This is a genomic window from Embleya sp. NPDC055664, assembly GCF_053618075.1.
Window position 1 is genome coordinate 107,449 of sequence record NZ_JBSHGZ010000015.1, and the last position, 21,965, is coordinate 129,413.

23 protein-coding genes are annotated in these 21,965 nt (G+C 70.6%); 14 read left to right on the top strand and 9 right to left on the bottom strand.

What is annotated here, in order from left to right; all coding sequences use genetic code 11:
- Positions 1-101: 101 nt before the first annotated feature.
- The gene (locus tag ACWGR4_RS24250; protein ID WP_078975104.1) at positions 102-362 is read left to right on the top strand and encodes a hypothetical protein; all 261 of its coding nucleotides are present in this window, start codon (positions 102-104) and stop codon (positions 360-362) included.
- A 94-nt stretch (positions 363-456) separates the two neighbouring features.
- Here ACWGR4_RS24250 and ACWGR4_RS24255 read toward each other — a convergent pair whose 3' ends face one another.
- From ACWGR4_RS24255 to ACWGR4_RS24265, 3 genes are all read right to left on the bottom strand, one after another.
- Entirely contained in the window at positions 457-1,296 is an 840-nt protein-coding gene (locus tag ACWGR4_RS24255; protein WP_452133430.1) for a DMT family transporter, read from the bottom strand.
- 69 nt (positions 1,297-1,365) lie between these two features.
- Positions 1,366-2,178, bottom strand: coding sequence for a serine hydrolase domain-containing protein (locus ACWGR4_RS24260; protein WP_452133431.1), 813 nt, complete (start codon positions 2,176-2,178; stop codon positions 1,366-1,368).
- 116 nt (positions 2,179-2,294) lie between these two features.
- Positions 2,295-2,600 carry a GNAT family N-acetyltransferase gene (locus tag ACWGR4_RS24265; RefSeq protein ID WP_380041563.1) on the bottom strand — a complete coding sequence of 102 codons (306 nt, stop codon included), beginning with the start codon at positions 2,598-2,600 and terminating at the stop codon, positions 2,295-2,297.
- Positions 2,601-2,822: 222 nt separating this feature from the next.
- Here ACWGR4_RS24265 and ACWGR4_RS24270 point away from each other — a divergent pair, with 222 nt between their 5' ends.
- The 3 genes from ACWGR4_RS24270 (at position 2,823) to ACWGR4_RS24280 (ending at position 4,906) form a co-directional block, all read left to right on the top strand.
- Positions 2,823-3,644, top strand: coding sequence for an SDR family NAD(P)-dependent oxidoreductase (locus tag ACWGR4_RS24270; RefSeq protein ID WP_379995773.1), 822 nt, complete (start codon positions 2,823-2,825; stop codon positions 3,642-3,644).
- A gap of 263 nt (positions 3,645-3,907) precedes the next feature.
- The gene (locus tag ACWGR4_RS24275) at positions 3,908-4,546 is read left to right on the top strand and encodes a restriction endonuclease (RefSeq protein ID WP_379995775.1); all 639 of its coding nucleotides are present in this window, start codon (positions 3,908-3,910) and stop codon (positions 4,544-4,546) included.
- Between the two features lie 117 nt (positions 4,547-4,663).
- A complete protein-coding gene (locus tag ACWGR4_RS24280; RefSeq protein ID WP_452133432.1) occupies positions 4,664-4,906 on the top strand; it encodes a type II toxin-antitoxin system VapB family antitoxin in 243 nt (80 codons plus the stop codon).
- A gap of 155 nt (positions 4,907-5,061) precedes the next feature.
- Here ACWGR4_RS24280 and ACWGR4_RS24285 read toward each other — a convergent pair whose 3' ends face one another.
- Positions 5,062-5,277: an FmdB family zinc ribbon protein gene (locus tag ACWGR4_RS24285; RefSeq protein ID WP_379995777.1), complete on the bottom strand. Its 216-nt coding sequence runs from the start codon at positions 5,275-5,277 to the stop codon at positions 5,062-5,064.
- Positions 5,278-5,304: 27 nt separating this feature from the next.
- Between ACWGR4_RS24285 and ACWGR4_RS24290 the strand changes: the two genes are divergently transcribed.
- Entirely contained in the window at positions 5,305-5,823 is a 519-nt protein-coding gene (locus ACWGR4_RS24290; RefSeq protein WP_452133433.1) for an ArsR/SmtB family transcription factor, read from the top strand.
- Between the two features lie 15 nt (positions 5,824-5,838).
- Here ACWGR4_RS24290 and ACWGR4_RS24295 read toward each other — a convergent pair whose 3' ends face one another.
- Positions 5,839-6,159, bottom strand: a complete 321-nt coding sequence (locus ACWGR4_RS24295) for an antibiotic biosynthesis monooxygenase family protein (RefSeq protein ID WP_379995783.1) — start codon at positions 6,157-6,159, stop codon at positions 5,839-5,841.
- 138 nt (positions 6,160-6,297) lie between these two features.
- Between ACWGR4_RS24295 and ACWGR4_RS24300 the strand changes: the two genes are divergently transcribed.
- On the top strand, positions 6,298-6,693 hold the full coding sequence (locus ACWGR4_RS24300) for a hypothetical protein (RefSeq protein ID WP_452133434.1): 396 nt from the start codon (positions 6,298-6,300) through the stop codon (positions 6,691-6,693).
- Positions 6,694-6,923: 230 nt separating this feature from the next.
- A complete protein-coding gene (locus ACWGR4_RS24305) occupies positions 6,924-7,277 on the top strand; it encodes a hypothetical protein (protein ID WP_452133435.1) in 354 nt (117 codons plus the stop codon).
- Positions 7,278-7,828: 551 nt separating this feature from the next.
- Here ACWGR4_RS24305 and ACWGR4_RS24310 read toward each other — a convergent pair.
- Positions 7,829-10,114, bottom strand: a complete 2,286-nt coding sequence (locus ACWGR4_RS24310) for a collagenase (RefSeq protein ID WP_452133436.1) — start codon at positions 10,112-10,114, stop codon at positions 7,829-7,831.
- A gap of 391 nt (positions 10,115-10,505) precedes the next feature.
- On the opposite strand from ACWGR4_RS24310, the gene adh reads away from it, so the two are divergent.
- Complete coding sequence (gene adh, locus ACWGR4_RS24315; RefSeq protein WP_379995789.1) at positions 10,506-12,023, top strand: aldehyde dehydrogenase; 1,518 nt, start codon at positions 10,506-10,508, stop codon at positions 12,021-12,023.
- A gap of 44 nt (positions 12,024-12,067) precedes the next feature.
- The gene (locus ACWGR4_RS24320) at positions 12,068-12,472 is read left to right on the top strand and encodes a DUF779 domain-containing protein (protein WP_379995791.1); all 405 of its coding nucleotides are present in this window, start codon (positions 12,068-12,070) and stop codon (positions 12,470-12,472) included.
- A 536-nt stretch (positions 12,473-13,008) separates the two neighbouring features.
- On the opposite strand, the gene ACWGR4_RS24325 is transcribed toward ACWGR4_RS24320, so the two are convergent.
- Both ACWGR4_RS24325 and ACWGR4_RS24330 read right to left on the bottom strand, forming a co-directional pair.
- Positions 13,009-14,214: a prenyltransferase/squalene oxidase repeat-containing protein gene (locus ACWGR4_RS24325; RefSeq protein WP_452133437.1), complete on the bottom strand. Its 1,206-nt coding sequence runs from the start codon at positions 14,212-14,214 to the stop codon at positions 13,009-13,011.
- Between the two features lie 165 nt (positions 14,215-14,379).
- Positions 14,380-15,522, bottom strand: a complete 1,143-nt coding sequence (locus ACWGR4_RS24330; protein WP_379995795.1) for an MBL fold metallo-hydrolase — start codon at positions 15,520-15,522, stop codon at positions 14,380-14,382.
- Positions 15,523-15,840: 318 nt separating this feature from the next.
- Here ACWGR4_RS24330 and ACWGR4_RS24335 point away from each other — a divergent pair, with 318 nt between their 5' ends.
- On the top strand, positions 15,841-17,304 hold the full coding sequence (locus ACWGR4_RS24335; protein WP_379995797.1) for an aldehyde dehydrogenase: 1,464 nt from the start codon (positions 15,841-15,843) through the stop codon (positions 17,302-17,304).
- Between the two features lie 60 nt (positions 17,305-17,364).
- Entirely contained in the window at positions 17,365-17,595 is a 231-nt protein-coding gene (locus ACWGR4_RS24340; RefSeq protein ID WP_379995799.1) for a ferredoxin, read from the top strand.
- A gap of 54 nt (positions 17,596-17,649) precedes the next feature.
- Here the strand turns inward: ACWGR4_RS24340 and ACWGR4_RS24345 are convergent, their stop codons facing one another.
- Positions 17,650-18,255: a TetR family transcriptional regulator gene (locus ACWGR4_RS24345; protein ID WP_379995801.1), complete on the bottom strand. Its 606-nt coding sequence runs from the start codon at positions 18,253-18,255 to the stop codon at positions 17,650-17,652.
- A gap of 173 nt (positions 18,256-18,428) precedes the next feature.
- On the opposite strand from ACWGR4_RS24345, the gene ACWGR4_RS24350 reads away from it, so the two are divergent.
- The 3 genes from ACWGR4_RS24350 to ACWGR4_RS24360 all read left to right on the top strand — a co-directional run bounded on the left by ACWGR4_RS24350 (position 18,429) and on the right by ACWGR4_RS24360 (position 21,831).
- On the top strand, positions 18,429-19,862 hold the full coding sequence (locus tag ACWGR4_RS24350; protein ID WP_452133302.1) for a glycosyltransferase family 4 protein: 1,434 nt from the start codon (positions 18,429-18,431) through the stop codon (positions 19,860-19,862).
- Between the two features lie 65 nt (positions 19,863-19,927).
- The gene (locus tag ACWGR4_RS24355; RefSeq protein WP_379995806.1) at positions 19,928-20,710 is read left to right on the top strand and encodes a class I SAM-dependent methyltransferase; all 783 of its coding nucleotides are present in this window, start codon (positions 19,928-19,930) and stop codon (positions 20,708-20,710) included.
- Positions 20,707-21,831 carry a glucosidase family protein gene (locus tag ACWGR4_RS24360; RefSeq protein WP_379995808.1) on the top strand — a complete coding sequence of 375 codons (1,125 nt, stop codon included), beginning with the start codon at positions 20,707-20,709 and terminating at the stop codon, positions 21,829-21,831. Before ACWGR4_RS24355 ends, ACWGR4_RS24360 begins: the two co-directional genes overlap by 4 nt.
- The last annotated feature ends 134 nt before the right edge of the window (positions 21,832-21,965 follow it).

Genomic DNA, 21,965 nt, shown 5'->3' on the forward strand with positions numbered 1-21,965 from the left:
CGTGCTGCATACGCCCCGTGACCCCAGCAGTCACACCGGCACCATAGGCTTGTTCGAACCGGCGCAGACCGCCGGTTCACGTGCAGCCGAGGAGTCCCGCCATGCGCTACACCCGCCGCAGCGTCGTCAATCTCGCCCCGGCCGAACCCGGGTGGGACGTCGAGGTGACCAGGTCCGGTGAAGAGCCCGTCCTGTGCCCCGTCATCGGCTGGGCCATCGTCGTGCAAGACACCAGCGCCGAGGGGCTTACCGAGACCGCGATCGAGCCCGCGTTCGTCTACGACGGCGCGGTGTACACCCCCGCCGAACTGGCGCACTCGATCGGTGAGCTGGACTACCAGATCATCGAACCGGAGGAGTGAGCGGACCGGTCGGGGCGTCCCGGTGGGTGACGTTCGGATCATGTGCTCTCGGAAAGTCGGCTCCCGTCGCGACGGCGACGGGAGCCGACCGCGTTTACCCGGGTCGGTCGGGCTCCCCCTCGGCGAAGCGGGACAGGGCGATCGCGCCCGCGACGGCGCATACGAAACCGGTCAGCGCGAGCGGGCCGTAGGGGCCGGGGCGGCTGTGGTCGCCGAGGAAGACGATGCCGACGCCCGCCGGGAGTACGGTCTCGCCGACCACGAGCGCGGCGGCGACCGAGGTGACCGCGCCGCCCTGCAACGCGATCGTGTACAGCAGGAAGGTCAGCGCGGCGCCGATGACCAGCGCGTAGACGGTCGGGGAGGCGAGCAGGTCCGGGAAGGACAGGTCGGTCAGCACCCTGGTGGCCAGCGCGATCAGGCCGAAGCCGAGTCCGGAGAGCAGGCCGAGCAGGCGTGAGCGCCACGGTTCGGCGAGCCGGGCGGCGGCCCATCCGGCCAGGCCGAGCGCCGCGACGCAGGCGAGCAGCGACCAGTGGAAGGCGGCGTGGGTGTGGGCCGGGCCCTCGTGCCCCGCGGAGACGCCGAGCAGCGCCAGGCCCGCGCAGACGGCGGCGACCGCGCCCCACTCCGGGCCGCGCAGCCGGGCGCCCAGGATCGGTACGGCCAGCACCGCGGTGACCGCGAGGTTGGCCGACTGGGCGGCCTCGACGGCGAAGATCGGCAACTCGCGCAGCGCGACGAACTGGCAGGCGTACCCGGCCAGATCGAGGCCGGTGCCGAGCACGAACGGCCACTGGCGCAGGGCCCGGGTCAACACCCGGGGATCGAGTCCGGACGCGCCAGCGGTCCGCCGCGCGCCCAGGGCCTGCAGTACGGTTCCGACGCCGTAGCAGAGGGCGGCGGCGAGCGCCGCGAGCACGGAGAACACCACGGGTCGACGGTATGCGCCGCGCGGGCCGGTGCGGCGCAGGACGAGCCGGGTGAAGGGGTGCGCTTCGGCTCAGCGCAGCTCGGCGACCACCGCGTCGTTCAGGATCGGCCAGACCTCGGCGGCCCAGGGGCCGAACTCGCGGTCGGTCAGGCAGACGCAGGCCGCTCCCAGCTCCGGGTCCACCCACAGGAAGGTGCCGCACGCGCCGAAGTGGCCGTATGTGGCGGGCGAGTTGGTGGTTCCGGTCCAGTGTGGCGACTTGGTGCCGCGGATCTCGAAGCCGAGGCCCCAGTCGTTGGGCCGCCGGGTGCCGTAGCCCGGCAGTACGCCGTCCAGGCCGGGGAAGGCCACGGTGGTGGCCGCGCGTACGGTCTCCGGCGCGAGCAGGCGCGGGGCGAGCAGTTCGGCCGCGAACCGGGTCAGGTCGCGCACGGTGGACACGCCGCCGGCGGCCGGGGAGTCGCCGATCGTGGTCTCGGTCATGCCCAGGGGCGCGAAGACCGCCTGCCGCACGTACTCCCCGAACGGGATGTCGCACGCCTTCTCGATGGTGGCGCCGAGCAGGTTGAAGCCGGTGTTCGAGTAGATGCGCTTGCGGCCGGGGCCGGCGAGCACCCGGTCCTCGTCGAAGGCCAGGCCCGACGTGTGCGCCTGGAGGTGGCGGATCGTGGATCCGGGCGGCCCGGCCGGGTCGTCCGGCTCGATCGCCCCCTCCTCGATCGCGGCGAGCGCGGCGTACGCGGTGAGCAACTTGGTCACCGAGGCGAGCCGGAACGGCTCGTCCACCGGGCCGTGCTCGCTCTTGACCACTCCATCGCGGGTGACCACGGCCGCGGCGGCCTTCCCGACGGGCCAGGTGTCGATCATGCGCAGGCTGTTCACGGGAGTCGAGCCTACGGCGAGGCCCTGCGTACGCCCAACCGAGGGAGGGGGTCGCGCGACGGGGTGGGCGGTTCGGGTGGGTACGGGACCGGGACCGGGCCCGTCGGGGCGTGGCGTCAGTCGGTGACCTTGCTCGGCGGGGCGTCGTAGACGAGGTCGAAGTAGTCCGGGTGCTTGCCGATCCACGCCTTGACGAACGGGCACAGCGGCAGCACCTTGTGCTCGCCGGCGCGGACCAGGTCGAGCGCGCCGCGGACGAGGGTGCCGCCCACGCCCTTGCCCTCGAAGCTCGGGTCCACCTCGGTGTGGGTGAACACGATCAGGGTGTCGGTGGTCATGTACTCGGCGAAGCCTGCCAGGGCGCCGTCGACCCGGGCCTCGAAGCGGTGCTGCGCGGGGACGTCCTCGACCTTGATGTCCATGTGATCCCTTCGTCGTGGTGCGTGCCGACGGGGTCGGGCGCACCGGTTGCGTTCGTTGCCCCCATCCTGCCTGGTCTCGATCCCCCGGGCTCGATCGGTGGGGCCGGAGTCGGGGGTGTGGCGAAGATCGTCCGGGTCGGGTTCGGCGTTGACCTCGTGGCCGACCTGGGGGAGCATGCGCAGATCTGACGCATCGTCATATCCGCCGAGGAGGCACCACCCATGCTCGACCCCGAACCCCTCGCCGGCCAGGTCGCGATCGTCACCGGAGGCGGCGCGGGCATCGGCGGCGGGGTCTCCCGGCTGCTGGCCCGCGCGGGCGCGCTCGTGGTGCTCAACGACATCGACGCGGACTGGGCCGAGCAGGCGCGTATCGACATCGAGGCGGCCGGCGGGCGGGTGGAGGTGGTCCTGGGCGACATCCGGGAGCCGGCGACGGTGCAGCGGCTGCGCGACGCGGCGCTCGCGGCGGGCGGCGCGGACGTCCTGGTGAACAACGTGGGCGACTACCGGCCCTCGACCACCTTCCTGCGCAGTACGGAGGAGGAGTGGCGGGCGCTGCACGCGATCAACTTCGAACACGTGCTGCGGGTCACGCACGCGGTGTTGCCGTCGATGGTCGAGCGGGGCCGGGGGAGCATCGTGAACGTGTCGACGGTCGAGGCGCTGCGCGGCATCCCGGGGTGTCCGGTCTACTCCGCGTACAACGCCGCGATCATCGCGTTCACCAAGTCGCTCGCGGTCGACGTGGCGCGCAAGGGGGTTCGGGTCAACGCGATCGCCCCGGACATGGCGAACACGCCGCAGACGACATACGAGGCCAAATTGCGCGATCGCGACCCGGCGTTGATCGGTTCGTGGGTCCCGTTGGCGCGATTCGGCGAACCCGATGACTACGCGAAGGTTGTGCTCTTCCTGGCCAGTGCCGCATCGTCGTATGTGACGGGTCATCTGATCCCGGTGGACGGCGGTACCACGGCGGCCAGTGGGTGGTACGGCAGGGCCGACGGTCGTGGTTGGACCAACCTGCCGGACGGCGCGTGAGGGCACCTTCGTAGGGTGTCCCGTTGTCGTGCGGTCGCGGTCCGGTCGGATGGTTCGGGTGTGGTCCGCGTCTCGTCCGGTTGTGGCGGGAGTCGGGAACCGGGTGACGGGTCCCGATCGTCGGGATGGCGACAGGACGACGACGGTGCGGCCGAAGGTCGGTCGGGCCGCTCGGATCAGGGCAGTTCGGCTCGAAACGAGTTCGGGACAACGTGAACGACACGGGTACGACCGGCCGATGCGTCACCGGGGGGACGACGGACATGGCACGTACGACGGTGAGGGCCTACCTCAATCTGGCCATCCTGGTTGCCGGGCTCGAACTCCTCGCCATCGGTGTCTGGTTCGTCCTCGAAGGTGTTCGGGTGAACCAGTCCGACAGCATGATGGTGGTGTACATCTGCGCCGCGGCGGGGCTGGCCTCGGTGATCTGGCTGGCGGGATACCGGCCCAGGGCCGACGAGCCGATCGAGTATCGCGACGACCGCGCGCTGCGCGACGCGCAGGCGCGCCTGGACCGGATGGACCCGGCCCGGCTCGCGGAGCACGTGGCCGAACTGTGCGAGCGCGACGGCCTGGCCGAGGTGGAGACGGTGCGGGTGGTCGAGGACGCGTACGCGGTGGACGTCCACGCCAGGCGCGGCGACGGGACACCGGCGGTGCTGCGCTGTCGCAGCGCGGACGGCCCGGGCCCGGTGGCGGGCGGCGTGGTCCAGGACTTCGTCTCCGCCCTCGACGCCGCCGCGGAACGCCCCGGCCCGCTCCTGCTGGCCACCACGGCCGGCTGCTTCTCCGCCAAGGCCGAAGCCCTGGCCGCCGGCGCCGGCATCACCCTCCTCGACCGCTCGGCCCTGGCCCACTGGGAATGCGACAAGGAAACCCCGAAGCCTTTGGCCGCGTAGCCGTTCGAGCCTCGCGCCGAAGTGGGCCCTGTCCGGCTCGGCCGGGCTGAAACGACATCGATTCCTTCGCGTGGACGTATCGTTTCGAGTCCTGGGTGCCGCTGAAGGGAACGCCGCATGGCCGGAATCGTCATCGACCTCGACGACGAAATGGTTGCCGAGGCCATGCGCGTATACGGCACCAAATCGAAAGCCGAGGCCGTGCGCCTCGCCGTGGAGGACGCCGTCAAGCGTCACCTGCGTCAGGAGTTTTTCGACGCCATGGACGCCGGCGAACTCGACTTCGGCGAGGTCGTGGCGAGCACCGGGCCGCGCAACCCGGACGGTTCTCTCAAGCGCCCGGGTGGCCAGACCGCCTGAGACCGGACCGCCGGCCGATCGTCCACTACGACGAGACTTCGACGTGATCGCCGACCGCACCGGTCGACCCGCGCAGTCGGTCGTCCCACCGGGAGCGCCGACCGTTGAGCACCAGGACCCGTCGGTCGTGGGTTCCGGGCGTCGATCGGATCGGGTCAGGCGCAGCAGCCGCCGCCACAGCAGCCCCCGCCTCCGCCGCCTCCGGTGGGGCGGGGGGCGGAGGCGGCACCGGTTACCGCGACCGTGGAGAGCAGCTTCGTGGTGTCGGCGTGGCCGGCCGGGCACGTGGCCGGGTCGTTGGAGGCGGCCATCGGGCGGTTGACCTCGAAGGTCACGTCGCAGGCGCGGCAGCGGTAGTCGTAGCGTGGCATGGGGCAAGGTTAGTACCGGGTCAGGCGATGTTCGCCGTGCTCCCAGCGTTTCCCGATCGGACCGGCATCGCACGCTCCACCGCAACCTCACACCTGAACCTGCTCGTCGACGGCGGACTCCTCGTCGAGGAGCGGCACGGACGCCACCGCTACCTGCGGGTGGCCGACCATCGGGTGATCGAACTGATCGAGAGCCTGGCCGCGTTGGCCCCGCAACAGCCGGCCCGACCACGATCGTTGTCCGCTTCGAGCCGTCGGCAGGCCCTCGCGCGTGCCCGGCTGTGCTACGACCACCTGGCCGGATCCGTCGCCGAACTCGGGATCACCGTCCCGCCGCCCGGCTCGCGCCGACCGCCGGTGCGGGCGTGCCTGGACTGGACCGAGCGCCGCCCCCACCTGGGCGGAGCCGTGGGCGCCGCGCTGTGCGCCCACGCACTCGCCGTCGGCTGGGTCACCCGAATCGGCACGACCCGCACGCTTGCCGTGACCCCGGCAGGCCGCCAAGCGCTCGACGACCACTTGGACGTGCAGGCGGTCACCCTCTGACCAACCCCGGACGGGTCAGCCCTTCGGCCCGGTGCTCTGGATCACCTCGAAGGACCACAGAGCCGAATCGGTCGAAGCCGGCTTGGGCCGCTCGGCGCCGTCGCCACCACCATGCGCGGCCCGCATGGTCCCGGCCATCCACGCCTGAAAGTCCTCCTCGCTGCGCCAGCGGGTGTACACGAGGTATTTGTCGGTCCCCTCGACCGGCCGCAACAACTCGAACCACTCGAACCCGTCCTGCGAGTCCACCATCCCGGCACGCGACGCAAACCGTTGCTCCAGGGTCTCCCGCATCTCGGCGGGCACAGTCAACGCATTGATCTTCACCACAGACATCCCCCCAGTCTGCCCGACCCCCAGGCCCGGCCCGACTCCCTCCCGGCCCGACGCCCTCCCGGTCCGGCCTCACCGAGGATCCACCGGTCCCGGACCCGATCGATCGGGCGGCTCGCTCTGCGGGTGATCCGACGGCCTGTGGTCGATCAAGCGGCCGACGGTGACAAGGCCAAGGAGGAAGCCGACAAGCGCATGGAGCGGTGGATCGGTGCCGGGGTCGACGGGATCTCGGCGGGTGGCACATTCGCCGCTGCTGCGAAGCTCGTCCGGAATCCGGAACTTGCCCCGGTCGTCGCCATCGCCACGGTCGGTCTGAATGGGATCGTCGGGGAGTTCTTTCAGGCGAACCCGGCAGATGCGAGTGATCGCGCCAGGGAAGAGGTGCATGACGTGTTCGTCCGGGGGCGGGTCCAGGTGGAGGACATGATGCGGTCCTGGATGGAAGAGAATCCGTTGTACCGAGGTGCGAATCTGGGTGGTGAGGCCGAACGTGGTTACTCGACCATCATGCCTGCTGAAATCACCATTCGATGAAAGCACTTCGGTGGCGCCGGCGCGGAGTTGTTGTGAGCGTCGGGGTGGTTTTGGCCGGGTTGGTTGGTGGGTTGGTCGTGTTCGGGGTCGGGCGGGGTGATTCGGGTCGGTCCGAGAGTTATTGCTGGGGGTTGTTGGCTGTCGATGAGTTCGGTGCGTTGATGCCGCCGGGGGAGTACAGGTATCGCGGGGACAGGCTTGACTATCCGGCTGCGCGTGGGGATTCGTGCGTGGTCGATACCGAGGTCGCGGGTCGGCCGCAGCTTGCGTTTCGGTTCGAACTCGACCGGGATTATGGGCATGCAGGGCAGTTCTACGGCATCGAGGAGCAACTTTCGGTCTCGACGCCGTTGGGGAACGGTCTGATCGGGATGGCGTCGGATCTTCAGGGGTGGATGCAGATTCCTCCGTGCACTCCCGGCGGGGAGAGCTGGTACGCCTGGCTGCGGGCTCAGGATGTTCGGATCACCGAGGAGAGCCTCGGCCGTGATCGGTTCATGACTCCCGGGCGGGCCGGCAATCGTGAGCGCATCGCCTCGACGATGGTGCGCTTGACCAACTCCGTTCGGCGTCGGGCTGGTTGAGGGTCGCCGGAGTTGCCTGCGCCGGTCGGGCGGGCTGAGGTCGCACCGCGCCCCCTGTCGGCGGGTGCGACGTTGTGTGGGGTGCCGCTCGTCGGGGTGGATCTCGGTGCGCATCCGACCTGGGTGGAGACCTGGTCGGGGCGGGATCCGCTGTGGGAGGACTGTGTCGTTTCGGATCGGGACGGGCGGGACGGCATGCCCGTGCTCCGGTTGGAGGTGCGCCGTGGTGCGTTCGCCGATCTGGAGGATCGGCTGGGGCGGGGGTCACAGGCTCCGGGGAAGATTGTTGCCACTTCTGCGGGCAAAGGGTCGGGCGTGGGTTACGCGGCGACGTGTACGACGGGGACGGTCGACTACGTGCCGACCGTTCGTGGCGGGGTCGAACTACCGCCTTCGGAAAACTTGTTGCGGGCGGTGTTGGCCGGCAACGCGGCGCGTGACGGTTGTGCGCCCGTGGGTTGAGGGTCGCCGGCGGCGGGAGGCTCCGACCGCGGGACGGCCCCCGGCGCGGGGTGGGCAGCGCTCGGGGGCCGTCGTTCGGGGGTGGGTGGTCAGGGGCGGAGGGGGCCTTCGCAGGTGTAGGTGGAGGTGGCTGCTTGGGCGTTGGGCCAGGGGGTCGGTTCGGTGAAGTGGCAGTTCATGTCGGCCAGGTTGTTCAGGGCGGCTGCCGCCCGGGTCAGGATGAAGTAGTCGATCGTGGCGGCCATGGCGGTGTGCATCTCGCCGGGGGCGGTGGAGGCGATGTTGGCGGTGATTGCGCCCTTGCAGGTGAAGCGGGGGTGGGCGTCGTAGAAGGCGTCGCACGAGGTCGGGTTGTTGGATGTGGACCGGTGGAAGACCTGGCGGATGTATTCCGGGCCCGTTGCGGCGAGTTGGGCCGTGGGGGTGTACCTCGCCACCGGGACGGTCAAGGTGTCGACGCCGGCTGTCTGTTGGTCCAGGTAGGTGTCGAACTCGGCCTGGTAGGTCGGGGCGCTCATGCGGTCGAGGAAGGCGTCGAAGCCCGCCACGTCGTTGGTGCGCAAGTGGGTGTACATCTCGGTGAGTTGATCCGGGTGGTCGCGTCCGAGCATGGAGAAGAACGAGCCGGCGTAGGCGTAGTAGCGGAAGAAGTAGCCGGCGTCGTCGTACTTGAAGTGCAGCGTGTCGCGGACCGACGGGCGGCTGCCGTATTGCTGCACGTCGGAGATGATCTTCGTGACCAGTGACTTGCGCAGCTTCACGCCCTGGTCACGGGTCGAACCCGCCATGTATTCGGCCATTCCCTCGTCGAACGCGGTGGTTCGGTTGTCCGCGTACCACGGGCCCTGGCCGAACGAACCCGGTACCGCGTAGCGGCCGTTGAGGTAGTGCGTGTATTCGTGCCGGAACAGCTCCTCCAACTGCAGCTTGGAGTCCCTCGGCACGACCCGCTGGTAGGTGTAGAAGGTGGCGCCGTCCTCGATGTACAGGCCGCCGTTGTTGGTGGCGTAGCCGTACAGGAACGGCTGGTAGGTGTGGTAGTCGGCCATGCTCGCGTAGAGCCGGACGGTCAGCTTGTGGTTCGGGTCGCCGGCCAGCGGTTGGTCGGTGCCGAGGGTGCGGAAGAACTGCTCCTTGACCTGCTTGGAGGCGTAGTAGAGCTGCTCGACCGTGGTCCGGTCGAGTGAGGTGTGCACCTCGATGTCGCCCATGTCGTAGGTGTACGTGTTCGGGAAGACCTGCGCCTCGACGTCGGCCCGACACACCCCCGCCGCGTGGCAACCGCCGTACGTCTCCAGCCAGTGCGCGACCTCGCTCCACGGCACCGAGAAGCGGCCGTACCAGCCCTCGGTGTCGGCGAGCAGGGTGCCCAGGCCCGTCACGGTCTCCGCCGTGAGGCTCGGGATACGGCCGAGCCGGCCGTACTCGAACACGGCGTTGCGCAGCAGCCCGGCACTGGTCGGCACGTTCAGGTGTCGGTAGCCGACGAACGCCTTCAGCCCGGCGCGGTAGCCCGGGTCGGCCGCGACGGCGGCCTGGTAGCCCGCGTCGCCGTTGGCGATGCCGTGGTACGCGAAGTTCTGCGCGGCCAGCGCCGCTTCCCTGCGGGTGGGGCTCTGCCACGCGTCGGTGCTGCCGTCCATGTCGCGTAGGACCCGGGCGGCCAGCGGCAGTTGGTGTTCGCGGACGCCGTCGACGTCGATGCTGATCAGGATCTCGCGCAGCAGCGCGCCCGAGGTGGGCGTGACGTCGAACGCGTGCGTCGCGGTGCGGAAGGCGTCGGCCGCCGAGCTGATCGCGGCCACCGTCGCGGGGCCGCGCAGGTCGATCGCGGGGTTGTCCCAGTCGAGGTAGAGCGCGGCGTGCGTGAAGTACCACAGTTCGTACAGGTGCGAGGCGTTGCCGCCGTCGTAGGCCGGGGCGAGCGCGGTGATCCGGGCCAGTACCGCCTGGAGGTGAGCCGGCGTCAACACCCGGCCCAGCTCCGGGGTGTAGGTCCACAGGAAGCCGCGCAGACAGTCGGGCCCGACGTCGGCGCGGGTCAGGAAGTCGGCCAGCGCCTGCGGGGACAACGCGGCGAACTCGGCGAGCGTACAGCCGGGCACCGGCGCGGCATCGGTCCGAAGCCGCGGTCCGAGCGGGAGGTCGGTCGCCGCCGGACCCCGGCCGGTGGGCGCGCCGTTGCCGCCGTCGAGCGGACCCGGGCCCCGGTCGGGGCCGAGGGCGAGCGGCGAACCGACCCGGTCGACCTCGTCGCCCGGGTCGGCCGCCGCCTGCGTGTTCACGTGCCCGACCCGGGAGTTCGTGTTCGGGGAGGGGCCGGCCGAGGCCGTCGGCGTGATTGCGATCGGCAACACACCGACGACCAGCGCCAAGAGGGGAACGCTTGTGGCAAACCACGTTCTACGGCGTGCGTGAGTGCTCATGTACGGCCCTTCGGGCGCAGGTGGGCCACGATCGGCGGCCCACATCGAGAACACGACGTCGAGTACAATGGCACATGTCACAGGTGACATCCAGATATAGCATCCGGTGATTGTGGCCAACTTGCTTTCTGGTGGCGCGAGTTGCCGGTGGGCTCCACGAAGTCCCGTGCATGCCGCTGCCCGGCACCGATGACAACGCGGCTTTTCTTCCCGGATCCGGTGACCATCGGCGGCCGAGCGACTACCGTCGGCCGCAGGCGGCCCGGCCCGCTTTCCGAGACCGGTGGGGTCGCCGACGGTCCGTCATGCCCACTGCACGGCAAGGGAAGCGGAGGCTCGCGTGGTCTACAGTCAGCCCGGCCAACCGGACAGCATCGTCACGTTCGAACCGCGATACGACAACTACATCGGCGGCAAATGGGTGCCGCCCGTGCAGGGTCGGTACATGGACGACATCACCCCCGTGACCGGTCAGCCGTTCTGCGAGGTGGCCCGCTCCACCGCCGAGGACGTCGAACTGGCCCTGGACGCCGCACATGCCGCGGCCGACGCCTGGGGTCGGACCAGCGTCACCGAACGCTCGCTGCTCCTGCTCAAGATCGCCGACCGCATCGAGCAGAACCTCGAACGCCTCGCGGTCACCGAGACGTGGGAGAACGGCAAGCCGGTCCGCGAGACGCTGGCCGCGGATCTCCCGCTGGCCGTCGACCACTTCCGTTACTTCGCAGGTGTGATCCGGGCCCAGGAGGGGTCCATCTCGCAGATCGACGAGGACACCGTCGCGTACCACTTCCACGAACCGCTCGGCGTGGTCGCGCAGATCATTCCGTGGAACTTTCCCATTTTGATGGCCACGTGGAAGCTCGCCCCCGCGCTGGCGGCGGGCAACTGCGTCGTGCTCAAGCCGGCCGAGCAGACGCCGGTGAGCATCCTGGTCCTGATCGAGCTGATCGCCGACCTGCTGCCGCCCGGCGTGGTCAACGTGATCAACGGCTTCGGCTTCGAGGCGGGAAAGCCGCTGGCGAGCAGCAGCCGGGTGGCCAAGGTCGCGTTCACCGGCGAGACCACCACCGGGCGACTGATCCTGCAGTACGCCTCGCAGAACATCATCCCCGTGACGGTCGAACTCGGCGGCAAGAGTCCGAACATCTTCTTCGCCGACGTGGCGGACGAGGACGACGACTTCTTCGACAAGGCCGTCGAGGGCTTCGTGATGTTCGCGCTGAACCAGGGCGAGGTCTGTACGTGTCCGTCCCGGGCGCTGATCCACGAGTCGATCTACGACCGGTTCATGGAACGGGCGTTGGCGCGCACCCGGGCGATCGTCCAGGGCAATCCGCTCGATCCGGCGACGATGGTCGGTGCGCAGGCTTCCAACGATCAGTTGGAGAAGATCCTGTCGTATCTGGATATCGGTCGGCAGGAGGGCGCCGAGGTTTTGATCGGTGGTGCGCGCACGACGGTCGAGGGTTTCGAGGACGGGTACTACGTCGAGCCGACGATCTTCAAGGGCACCAACGACATGCGGATCTTCCAGGAGGAGATCTTCGGTCCGGTGGTGTCGGTGACCACGTTCCGGGACGACGCCGAGGCGTTGCGGATCGCCAACGACACGCTGTACGGCCTGGGTGCGGGGGTGTGGACGCGGGATGCGACGCGGGCCTATCGGTTCGGGCGGGAGATCAAGGCCGGGCGGGTGTGGACCAACTGCTATCACGCCTATCCGGCGCATGCGGCATTTGGCGGGTACAAGGCCTCGGGGCTGGGGCGGGAGACGCATCGGATGATGCTGGGGCACTACCAGAACACCAAGAATCTGCTGGTGAGTTACTCGGCGAAGAAGCTCGGGTTCTTCTGAGTCGCGACGGCGGTCGTGGCGGTCGCGTCGGAGGAGGTGCGCTGATGTCGGACGCGGAGGGCGGGGCGGTCGAGCGGGTTGCGATCACGCGGGGCGCGGCCGAGTTGGTGGGGGAACTGGCGGCGGAGCATGGGCCGTTGTTGTTTCACCAGTCCGGTGGGTGTTGTGACGGGTCTTCGCCGATGTGTTACCCGCGGGGGGAGTTCCTGGTCGGTGATGCGGACGTGTTGCTCGGATGGGTCGCCGGTCAGCCGTTTTACATGTCGGCGGCGCAGTTCGAGTATTGGCGGCACACCCATCTGACCGTGGACGTGGTTCGCGGGCGCGGCGGCGGGTTCTCGGTCGAGGCGCCCACGGGGTGGCGGTTCCTGATTCGGTCTCGGGTCTTCAGTGACGAGGAGGCGCGGGCCGCGGAAGCGGAGGTGGTGTTGCCGGGCCTTCGGCATTGAGGGGTGTTGTCGCCGAGGCGGCCTCGAACGCGCGGGTCGGGTGGGCTGGGTTGCCTGGCCTTCGGCCGAGGCGGCCTCAAGCGCGGGTCGGGCTACTTGGCCTCAAGCGCCGGCCGGGCTGAATGGCTTGGTCGGGTTGCTTGGGCCCGACCGCTTGAGTGCCCCTGGCCGGGCGGCTTGGCTCCCGGTTGGGTCGAAGTGGCCCTGGCCGGGCGGAGGGGCCACTCGGTTGGGTTGAGTGGCCGGGTCGGGCCGTTTGGGTCCCAGCCGGCTTGAGTGGTTCTGGCCGGATTGCTTGCGTTCCAGCTGGGTTGAGTGGCCCGGGTCGGGTGGAGGGATGCCCGGTTGGGTTGAGTGGCGCGGTTGGGTACTTGGGGTCCCGGCCGGGCTGAGTGGTCCTGGCCGGGCTGCTGGGTTTCAGCTGGGTTGAGTGGTCCTGGCTGGGTGGAGGGGTGCCCGGTTGGGGTCCGCTGGGCTGGGTGGCTCGGGTGGGTTGCTTGGGTCCTGGGTGGCGCTTCGGTCGGGGTGGGGCCTGGTCAGGGTTCTCGGCGGGTTCGGCGCATGCCGATGATTAGTGTGGCGGCCAGGAGGACTGCGATTATTGCGGCGAGGGTGTCGCGGAGGGTGTGGTCTTCCGGGCCGTCGATCAGGTTGCTTTGGTTGGCCATGTCGGCGGTGGGGGTTGGAGCCGGGCCGGTGTCTCGGAGGAGGCTTGGCAGGTCCAGGCCGCCGAACGTGGTTACCGTGCGGCCCGTGGAGACGGCCGCCAGGATCAGGGAGGCCAGGCGGACCGGGTCGTTGCCGGCCATCGTCTTGGCGCCCGCCGCGAGCCAGTCGGCCGCCGCGCCCGCCTCTGCGGGATGGCCCGTCGCGGCCAGGGCCTGGACGGCCGTCGTGGTGGCCGCGAAGTCGGTGGGGCCGCCGAGGTGGTTGCCGCCGGCCTTGAGCTTGGCGGCCAGCCACGCGGCGCCGGCCTGTGCGGCGGCCTGCCGGTTCGGTGCGGCCCCGGGGCAGGTCAGCGGCGTGATCGCGAACGACGGGGCGGCCACGGCCGGCTGGGTGCCGTAGCCCAGGGCCAGCACGGCGCGCGCGGTCACCAGCGGGTCGACCGGGGCACCCGGCGCACCGGCGAACGCCCCCCGGTCCGCGGCAGGCGCGTCGCACCGCAGCTGGGCCGCCCCGAGCGCGTCCGTCGGGGTGCGCCCCTGCGGCGTACGGAACAGTTCCGGCGACGTGCCGGCCGTGACGATCGCGCTGGTCGCGGCGGCCGTCGCGGTCACGTCACCGACCGCGTTCGGCCCGGGCACACTCGCGAACGAGCCGTCGGCGAGCTGCTTCGACCGCAGCCAGTCCACCCCTCGCGCCACCCGAGTGTCGTACGTCCGCAGCGCCCGCAACGCCTCGATCGCGGTCGCGGTCGCCACGGTGTCCTCCCGCGCGCCATCGCACGGCGCGCCCGGATCGGCCCGATACGCGGTGAACCCGCCGTCGGCGCACTGCTGCCCGAGCAGCCACTCGACCGCGGTCGGCGCCGGCTGCGTGTCGGTCGAGGCCAGCGCCATGATCGCCAACGACTGCCGGTACACGCCGTCCGTGCTCGGGTCGGTCTTCCCGTACAGCGCGGTCGGCACCGGCGTCGGCGTGTCGGCCGACGCCACGCCCTCCGTCCAAGCCGAGCACAACAGCGCCGTCGTGAGCACGGAGGCCGCCGCGGCGCGCCTGCGGCGTCGGGGGGAGGGCATGCATGGCCTTTCGTGAACGCCGATCGGAGCGAAGCGGATCCGATCGGATCGGATCGCGGTTCGGACCGCGGCACCGACCGCGGACCGGACCCGCCGACAGGCCCTTCGACAGGGCCGCCGCAAGTCCCGGCCAACCCTACCCGGGCGCCCCCTCGACCCCGGGAGTCACAGGGCCGTATACCGCACCGGGTCGCCCTGCGCCTCTGCCGCGGCGCGGCCCCGCTTGACCAGGTGGCGCAGGTGCGCGGCGGCCTCACTGAGCGCCAACTGCCGGTTCTGCGCGCCCAATCGCGCCCACGGGCGGTTCCAGTCCATGCCCTCGGCGATCTGCCACAGGGTCAGCGAGCGCTCGCGCAGCCGCGCGTGCAGTGCCGCGAGCCGTACCTCGTGCAACCGGGCCACCTCGGCCGCCCGGCCCGCCGCGTCGGTGAAGACGTGCTCGTGGGCGGGCAGTACGCCGGTGATCGGCAGCCGCGCGACACGTGTCAGCGAGGCGAGGAAGTCGCCGAGCGGATCGGCCTCCTCGGCGTCGTCGTAGAGCCCGATGTGCGGGGTGATCGACGGCAGCAGGTGATCGCCCGAGAGCAGCCGCCCGTCGCCGTCCTCCAGGTGCAGGCAGACATGGCCGGGAGTGTGGCCGGGCGTCCACACGGTACGCACCGCCCGACCGGGCGCGGGCGCGAGTTCGCCGTGCACCAACTCCCGGTCGGGCACCGCGTAGCGCAGGCGCGGCCGGGCGCCGTCGTTCGCGCTCCGGGTCCGCAACGCGGTCAGCGCGTCGATGGCCTCCTGCGGCGCGCCCGCGAGGGTCAGCACCTCCAGGTGGTGTCGCAACCAGGCCGCGCGCGGGGCGGCGTTGATCTGCTCGACCTGTTGTGCGTCGGCCGCGTGCAGCGCGATCCACGCGCCGGAGACCTCACGCACCTTTTCCGACAACCCGTGGTGGTCCGGGTGGGCGTGGGTGACCAGGACGCCGTGCACGTCCTCGATCGAGGTGCCGACCTCGACCAGGCCGTCGACGAGGGCGCGGTAGGAGACCGGGTCGTCCCAGCCCGCGTCGACCAGGACCGGCCCGGCGTCGGTTTCGAGCACGTAGACGAGCGTGCAGCCGAGCGGATTGTTCGGGATCGGAACCGGAACGGTCCACACACCGTTGCCCAGATCGGCGACGGTGGGCGCATCGGCCCGGGCAGCCGACTCGACGGTGGGCACATCGGCGCCGGCGGCGGGCGACAAGGCTCCCACCGCCGACCCGTCGGCATCGGCATCCGGCACGGGAGGAATGGGGCGATCGGACGCGGTGGTCATGGGCGGCCTCCTTCTCGACGGTTCTCGAAGCGGCGCCCAACGGCCGCCGGATGCGTATCCGGCTCCGATGATCACCATAGAACACGTTCTCTCATACACCACCGGGCCACTGATTTGAGGGGTCGTCAGATCGAGATCCGGCACGTACGATCCTTACCTGTCAGCCAGTGAGACTCCAGTCTCATTCGAGCCGTGAATCCGTTGTTCCCTCATCGGCGAACTGGTATCTGTTCTAGTCGGAGTTCTGCTCAACGTCCGCAAGCCCCACCCGCAAGCCCCTGTACCGCGCGCAGCGTGTGCGCACCGAGGAGGACCGTGATGACGGATATCGTGGAGCACAGCCAACTGGTCATCGGCGGACAGCTGGTCGACCCGCTGGGCACGGACACGATCGAGGTCGTCTCGCCGCACACCGAAGAGGTCATCGCGCGCGTTCCCCACGCGTCGACCGCCGACGTGGACGCCGCGGTCGCCGCCGCGCGCAAGGCGTTCGAAGAGGGCCCGTGGCCGCGGATGTCCCTGGACGAGCGCATCACCATCCTGGAGAAGATCCGCGACGGCTTCATGACGCGGTCGCAGGAACTCGCCGAGGTGGTCGCCTCGCAGAACGGCTCGCCGGTCGGCTGGGGCCTGTTCGCACAGGCCATCGGCGCCGGGATGATCTACGACACGGTCGCCAAGATCGCCCGCGAGTACCGGTGGGAGGAGAAGCGCACCGGTCTGCTCAACCCGCTGCTCGTGCGCCGCGAGCCGGTCGGCGTGGTGGCTGCCGTGGTGCCGTGGAACGTCCCGCAGTTCGTCACCGCCGCCAAGCTCGCGCCGGCCATCGCGTCCGGCTGTACGGTCGTGCTCAAGCCGTCGCCCGAGACGCCGCTCGACTCGTACATCCTGGCCGAGATCTGCCGGGACGCGGGGCTGCCCGACGGCGTGCTGAGCATCGTCGCCGCGGACCGCGAGGTCAGCGAGTACCTGGTCGGCCACCCCGGCATCGACAAGGTCGCGTTCACCGGCTCGGTCGGCGCGGGCAAGCGGATCATGGAGGTCGCCGCGCGCAACCTCACCCGGGTCACCCTGGAACTGGGCGGCAAGTCGGCGGCGATCATCCTGCCCGACGCCGACCTGGAGCACACCGCGACCACGCTGCTGCCGAACTCGTACATGAACAACGGCCAGGCGTGCGTGGCGCAGACCCGGATCCTGGCCCCGCGTGCCCGCTACGACGAGATCGCCGAGCGCTTCGCCGCGTGGGTCGGCGAACTCAAGGTCGGCGACCCGATGGCGGCCGACACCCAGGTCGGCCCGCTGGTGGCCAAGCGCCAGCAGCAGCGCTCGTTCGACTACATCCGCATCGGCCAGGAGGAGGGCGCCAAGATCCTCGCCGGCGGCGGTCGTCCCGAGGCGCAGGAGAAGGGCTGGTACGTCGAGCCCACCCTGTTCGGCGACGTGGACAACTCGATGCGGATCGCCCAGGAGGAGATCTTCGGCCCGGTCGTGGCGCTGATCGCCTACGACGACGAGGAGCAGGCGATCGCCCTCGCGAACGATTCGGACTTCGGCCTGTCGGGCAGCGTCTGGACGACGGACATCGAGAAGGGGATCGACGTGGCCCGGCGGATCCGGACCGGTACGTACTCGGTGAACACGTTCGGCCTGGACTTCTTCGGCCCGTTCGGCGGCTACAAGAACTCGGGCATCGGCCGCGAGTTCGGCATCGAGGGGCTCGACGCGTACACCGAGGCCAAGTCCATCGCGCTGCCCGCGGGTTACGACGCGCAGATCTGACCGTCGCGGCCGCGGGCCGCGCGCGGGCGGACGCAGGAGCCGAGCGAAAGAGGAGTACTGATGGGTGATCGCTGGCGGGTCGAGGTCGACCGGAGCGTATGCATCGGGTCGGGCATGTGCATCGGCAGCGCGCCGAACGACTTCAAGCTGGACGCGGGTCGGCAGTCGCACCCGACGGCGGGGGAGACGGACGCCTCGGACGCGATCCTGGAGGCGGCCGAGAGCTGCCCGGTCGAGGCCATCTCGATCGTGGACGCGGCCTCCGGCGCGACCGTGTTCCCACCGGACTAGCGCGAGTGCTCCGGTCGGGCCGATGGCGGGCCCGGCCGGAGCACTCGCGGGGTCTCAGTCCTCCGGGATCAGTCGGCAGACGGTTTCGATGTCGGTGCGGACCTGGGCAATCGAGGCGCGGCCGTTGAGCCAGGCGATCAGGGACGAGTGCCACGTGTGGGTGATCACCCGGATCACCGCCAACTCCTCCGTCGTCGGCTCGCTCGGCGGCTCGTCGCCGCTGATCGCCTCCAGGATCATCGAGGTGGTCTCCCGACTGACCGTGTCCACCTCGGCGCCGACCGATCGGTCGGCGAACTGGAGCGCCCGCATCATCGCCTCGGTCAGGTGCGGCTCGCGCTGCATCCCCTTGAACGCCCGGAGCAGGGTGTCCACCACCCGCTCACGCGCGCCGACGCTCTTCGGCGGGCGGCGGCGCAGCTGGCTGTGCAGCTGATCCAGCTGGTCGTACATGGTGGCCACCAGCAGATGCACCTTGGACGGGAAGTAGCGGTACAGCGTGCCGAGCGCCACCTCGGACAGCTCCGCGACCTCGCGCATCTGTACCGATTCGTAACCGCCTCGGGCGGCCAGTTGGGTGGTCGCGCGCAGGATGCGGCGGCGGCGTGCCTCCTGGCGCTCGGTCAGCGGCGCCCGGTCGGCCTTCGTATACGTCGTCATGTCAGCCTCTCGATGCGCGGCGGTCCGCCGGGCGGTGTGTTACGGGTCACGCGGTGCACGTCGCAGTGGGTACCCGGCGGTATCTTGGCTGCTCTCCGACGGGCACATACTGAAACCTGTTCTAGATTACGCGACTACTATGCTCCGACGAGGGCAGCGATAGGGGGCCATTCGTGACACGGGAGACCGCATCCGCTGTGAACGCCCAGGTGGGCCCGGCGCGGACCTCCCCGGAGCGACCCCTGCGAATCGCCCTGCTGGCGTATCGGGGCGACCCGTACTGCGGCGGACAGGGAGTTTACGTCCGCCACCTTTCCCGCGAACTCACCAGGCTCGGACACGAGGTCGAGGTGATCTCCGGCCCGCCGTACGCGGTCGTGGACGAGGGCGTGAAGCTGACCACGCTGCCCAGCCTGGATTTGTATCGCGAACCGGATCCGTTCCGGATGCCCAAGCTGCGCGAGTATCGCGATTGGATCGACGTGCTCGAGGTCGGCGGCATGTTGACCGCGGGCTTTCCCGAGCCGCTGACCTTCTCGCTGCGCGCGTGGCGCCACCTTGCGGCCCGGCGCGGCGAGTTCGACGTGGTGCACGACAACCAGACGCTGGGCTACGGGCAACTCGCGCTGCCGCGGCTCGGGTTCCCGCTGGTCACCACGATCCACCACCCGATCACGGTGGACCGCGCGCTGGAGATCGGCGAGGCCACGACGCTGCGGCGCAAGGCCACGCTGCACCGCTGGTACGGGTTCACCACCATGCAGAAGCGGGTCTCCGCGCGGCTGACCGAGGTGGTCACCGTCTCCGGCTCGTCCAAGGCCGAGATCGTCGACCACCTGGGCGTCTCGCCCAGTCGGGTCACCGTGGTGCCGGTGGGCGCCGACACCGACCGGTTCGCGCCGGATCCGGCGGTGGCCAAGGTGCCCGGACGGATCGTGACCACGGCGAGCGCGGATGTGCCGCTCAAGGGCCTGATCCACCTGGTCGAGGCGCTGGCCAAGCTGCGCGCCGAGCACGACCGGGTCGAACTCGTGGTGGTCGGCCGACCCAAGGGCGACGGTCCCGTGTTGCGCGCGATCGAGCGGCTCGGGCTGGGCTCGGCCATCCGCTTCGTGTCCGAACTCACCGACGACGAGCTGGTCGACCTGATCCGCAGCGCCGAGATCGCCTGCGTGCCGTCGCTCTACGAGGGCTTCTCGCTGCCCGCCGCCGAGGCGATGGCGTGCGGGACGGCGCTGGTGGCGAGTACGGGCGGGGCGATCCCGGAGGTCGCGGGGCCGGACGGGGTGACCTGCCTGGCGGTGCCGCCGGGCGACCCGGAGGCACTGCGCGCGGCCCTGGGCCGACTGCTCGACGACCCCGAACTGCGGGCCCGGCTGGCCGAGGCGGGCCGCGCCCGGGTGCTCGAACGGTTCACGTGGCGCAATACGGCGGTGCGTACCGTGGAGCGGTATCGGGCCGCGCTCGCGGCCGGTCCGATCGCGCCGAGCACGGCCGGTGCGGGGCGACGCGGGTTGACCGAGAGAGCGAGCGACGTGCTGCGCGGCCGGTCGCCGTTCGGGCGGGTGTCGTCCGCGAAGCCCGCCGTCGGATCCCGAAACAGCTGACCACAGCCCATCCTCGCCGGGCGCCCCCGCAACCGGTTCGCGCACTACGAGACGGAGTCGCCGACTTGCTCACCGTGGATTTCTCCCGCTTTCCGCTGGCCCCCGGGGATCGGGTCCTGGACATGGGTTGTGGCGGTGGCCGGCACGCCTTCGAGGCATACCGGCGCGGCGCCGACGTGGTCGCGCTGGATCGGAACGCGAAGGACATCGCCGAGGTCGACGCGATGTTCGCCTCGATGCGGGCGGCCGGCGAGGTCCCGGCCGGGGCGCGCGCCGAGGCGATGGTCGGTGACGCGCTCGCGCTGCCCTTCCCGGACGCGAGCTTCGACCGGGTGATCATCTCCGAGGTGCTGGAGCACATCCCGGACGACAAGGGTGTGCTGGGCGAGCTGTTCCGGGTGCTCAAGCCGGGTGGGCTGGCCGCGATGACGGTGCCGCGCTACGGGCCGGAGAAGATCTGCTGGGCGTTGTCCGACGCGTATCACGAGGTCGAGGGCGGGCACATCCGCATCTACAAGGGCGACGAGTTCGCGGCCCGGATCCGCGAGTCGGGACTGCGGCCGTACGGAACGCACCACACGCACGCGCTGCACTCGCCGTACTGGTGGATCAAGTGCGCGGTCGGCGTGGACAACGACAAGGCGCTTCCGGTCCGCGCGTGGCACAAGCTCCTGGTGTGGGACATCATGAAGCGCCCGCTGGCCACGCGGCTCGCGGAGAAGGCGCTGGACCCGCTGATCGGGAAGAGCCTGGTGGTCTACGCGACCAAGCCGCGGCCGACGGGCGAGACGGACACCGAAGCGGGGGCCGCCGGTCCCGACGGGACGCTCGACGGGGCGGGCGCATGAGCCTCGCCCGCCCCGGATCCGAGCCGGCGCTCGAACTGCTGGCCCTGGAAGGCGTGCTGACCGTCGATCAGGTTGCCGCGACGATCGACGGCATCGCCGCGGTACAGCGGCCCGACGGGTCGATCCCGTGGTTCGTCGGCGGACACCTCGACCCGTGGGACCACACCGAGGCCGCGATGGCGCTCGACGTGGCCGGCCGGCACGACGAGGCCGAGCGTGCCTATCGCTGGCTGGCGAGCCGCCAGGAGCCGGACGGCTCGTGGTACGCGGCGTACGTGGACGGCGAGGTGACCGACCGCAACAAGGAGGCCAACTTCACCGCCTACCTCGCGGTCGGCCTGTGGCACCACCATCTGCTCACCGGGGACGAGGAGTTCCTGGTCCGGATGTGGCCGAAGCTGCGTGCGGCGATGGGCTTCATCCTCGAACTCCAGGCCCCCGGCGGCGAGATCCGCTGGAAGCGGGACGAACACGGCGTGCCGGTGCCGGACGCGCTGCTCACCGGGTCGGCGAGCATGTACCAGGCGCTGCGCTGCGCGCTGGCCATCGCGGAACACCTGGGCGAGCCGCAGCCCGACTGGGAGTTGGCGGCCGGTCGACTGGGCCACGCGGTGCTCTCGCACCCGGAGCGGTTCCTGGACAAGAGCCGCTACTCGATGGACTGGTACTACCCGATCCTGGGCACCGCGCTGCGCGGGCCGGCCGCGGACGAGCGGATCAAGGACGGGTGGGACACCTTCGTGGTGCCGGACCTGGGCGTGCGGTGCGTCTCCGACCGGCCGTGGGTGACCGGCGCGGAGAGTTGCGAACTGGCCATCGCGCTGTGGGCTTTGGGCGAGAGCGACCGGGCGGTGGAGATCGTCTCGTGGATCCAGCGACTGCGCCACGAGGACGGCCTGTACTGGACCGGCTACGTCTTCGAGGACGACGCGATCTGGCCGGTGGAGCGCACGGCGTGGACGGCGGGCGCGATGATCCTGGCCACGGCGGCACTCGGCGGCGAACCGGCGACGACGGCGGTCTTCGGCGGCGCCCCCACGGCCTTCGAGGGCGACGGCCTACCGGTGGGGTTGGACCCGGCGCAGGTGCGGTGCGGGTCGGATGTCTGCGTGAGGGGCTGAGGGGCGGGCGGGTCGAGGGGCCGGGGGCGCGGGCGGGCGGGCAAGGCGCCGTCCCGGCGGCTCCGGCGCTCCGCTTTGTTCACTCGCCGACTCCGGCGTCCCGCCCGGCTCGTCTTGCGGCTCCGGTGCTCCGC

Bases quoted from the DNA above. Each gene is read 5' to 3' on its own strand.
- ACWGR4_RS24325 (WP_452133437.1), bottom strand. From the start codon at position 14,214: ATGCCCTCCCCCCGACGCCGCAGGCGCGCCGCGGCGGCCTCCGTGCTC.
- ACWGR4_RS24275 (WP_379995775.1), top strand. From the start codon at position 3,908: ATGGCACGTACGACGGTGAGGGCCTACCTCAATCTGGCCATCCTGGTT.
- ACWGR4_RS24345 (WP_379995801.1), bottom strand. From the start codon at position 18,255: ATGACGACGTATACGAAGGCCGACCGGGCGCCGCTGACCGAGCGCCAG.
- ACWGR4_RS24335 (WP_379995797.1), top strand. From the start codon at position 15,841: ATGACGGATATCGTGGAGCACAGCCAACTGGTCATCGGCGGACAGCTG.
- ACWGR4_RS24280 (WP_452133432.1), top strand. From the start codon at position 4,664: ATGGCCGGAATCGTCATCGACCTCGACGACGAAATGGTTGCCGAGGCC.
- ACWGR4_RS24270 (WP_379995773.1), top strand. From the start codon at position 2,823: ATGCTCGACCCCGAACCCCTCGCCGGCCAGGTCGCGATCGTCACCGGA.
- ACWGR4_RS24330 (WP_379995795.1), bottom strand. From the start codon at position 15,522: ATGACCACCGCGTCCGATCGCCCCATTCCTCCCGTGCCGGATGCCGAT.
- ACWGR4_RS24285 (WP_379995777.1), bottom strand. From the start codon at position 5,277: ATGCCACGCTACGACTACCGCTGCCGCGCCTGCGACGTGACCTTCGAG.
- ACWGR4_RS24250 (WP_078975104.1), top strand. From the start codon at position 102: ATGCGCTACACCCGCCGCAGCGTCGTCAATCTCGCCCCGGCCGAACCC.
- ACWGR4_RS24340 (WP_379995799.1), top strand. From the start codon at position 17,365: ATGGGTGATCGCTGGCGGGTCGAGGTCGACCGGAGCGTATGCATCGGG.
- ACWGR4_RS24320 (WP_379995791.1), top strand. From the start codon at position 12,068: ATGTCGGACGCGGAGGGCGGGGCGGTCGAGCGGGTTGCGATCACGCGG.
- ACWGR4_RS24295 (WP_379995783.1), bottom strand. From the start codon at position 6,159: ATGTCTGTGGTGAAGATCAATGCGTTGACTGTGCCCGCCGAGATGCGG.
- ACWGR4_RS24360 (WP_379995808.1), top strand. From the start codon at position 20,707: ATGAGCCTCGCCCGCCCCGGATCCGAGCCGGCGCTCGAACTGCTGGCC.
- ACWGR4_RS24265 (WP_380041563.1), bottom strand. From the start codon at position 2,600: ATGGACATCAAGGTCGAGGACGTCCCCGCGCAGCACCGCTTCGAGGCC.
- ACWGR4_RS24290 (WP_452133433.1), top strand. From the start codon at position 5,305: ATGTTCGCCGTGCTCCCAGCGTTTCCCGATCGGACCGGCATCGCACGC.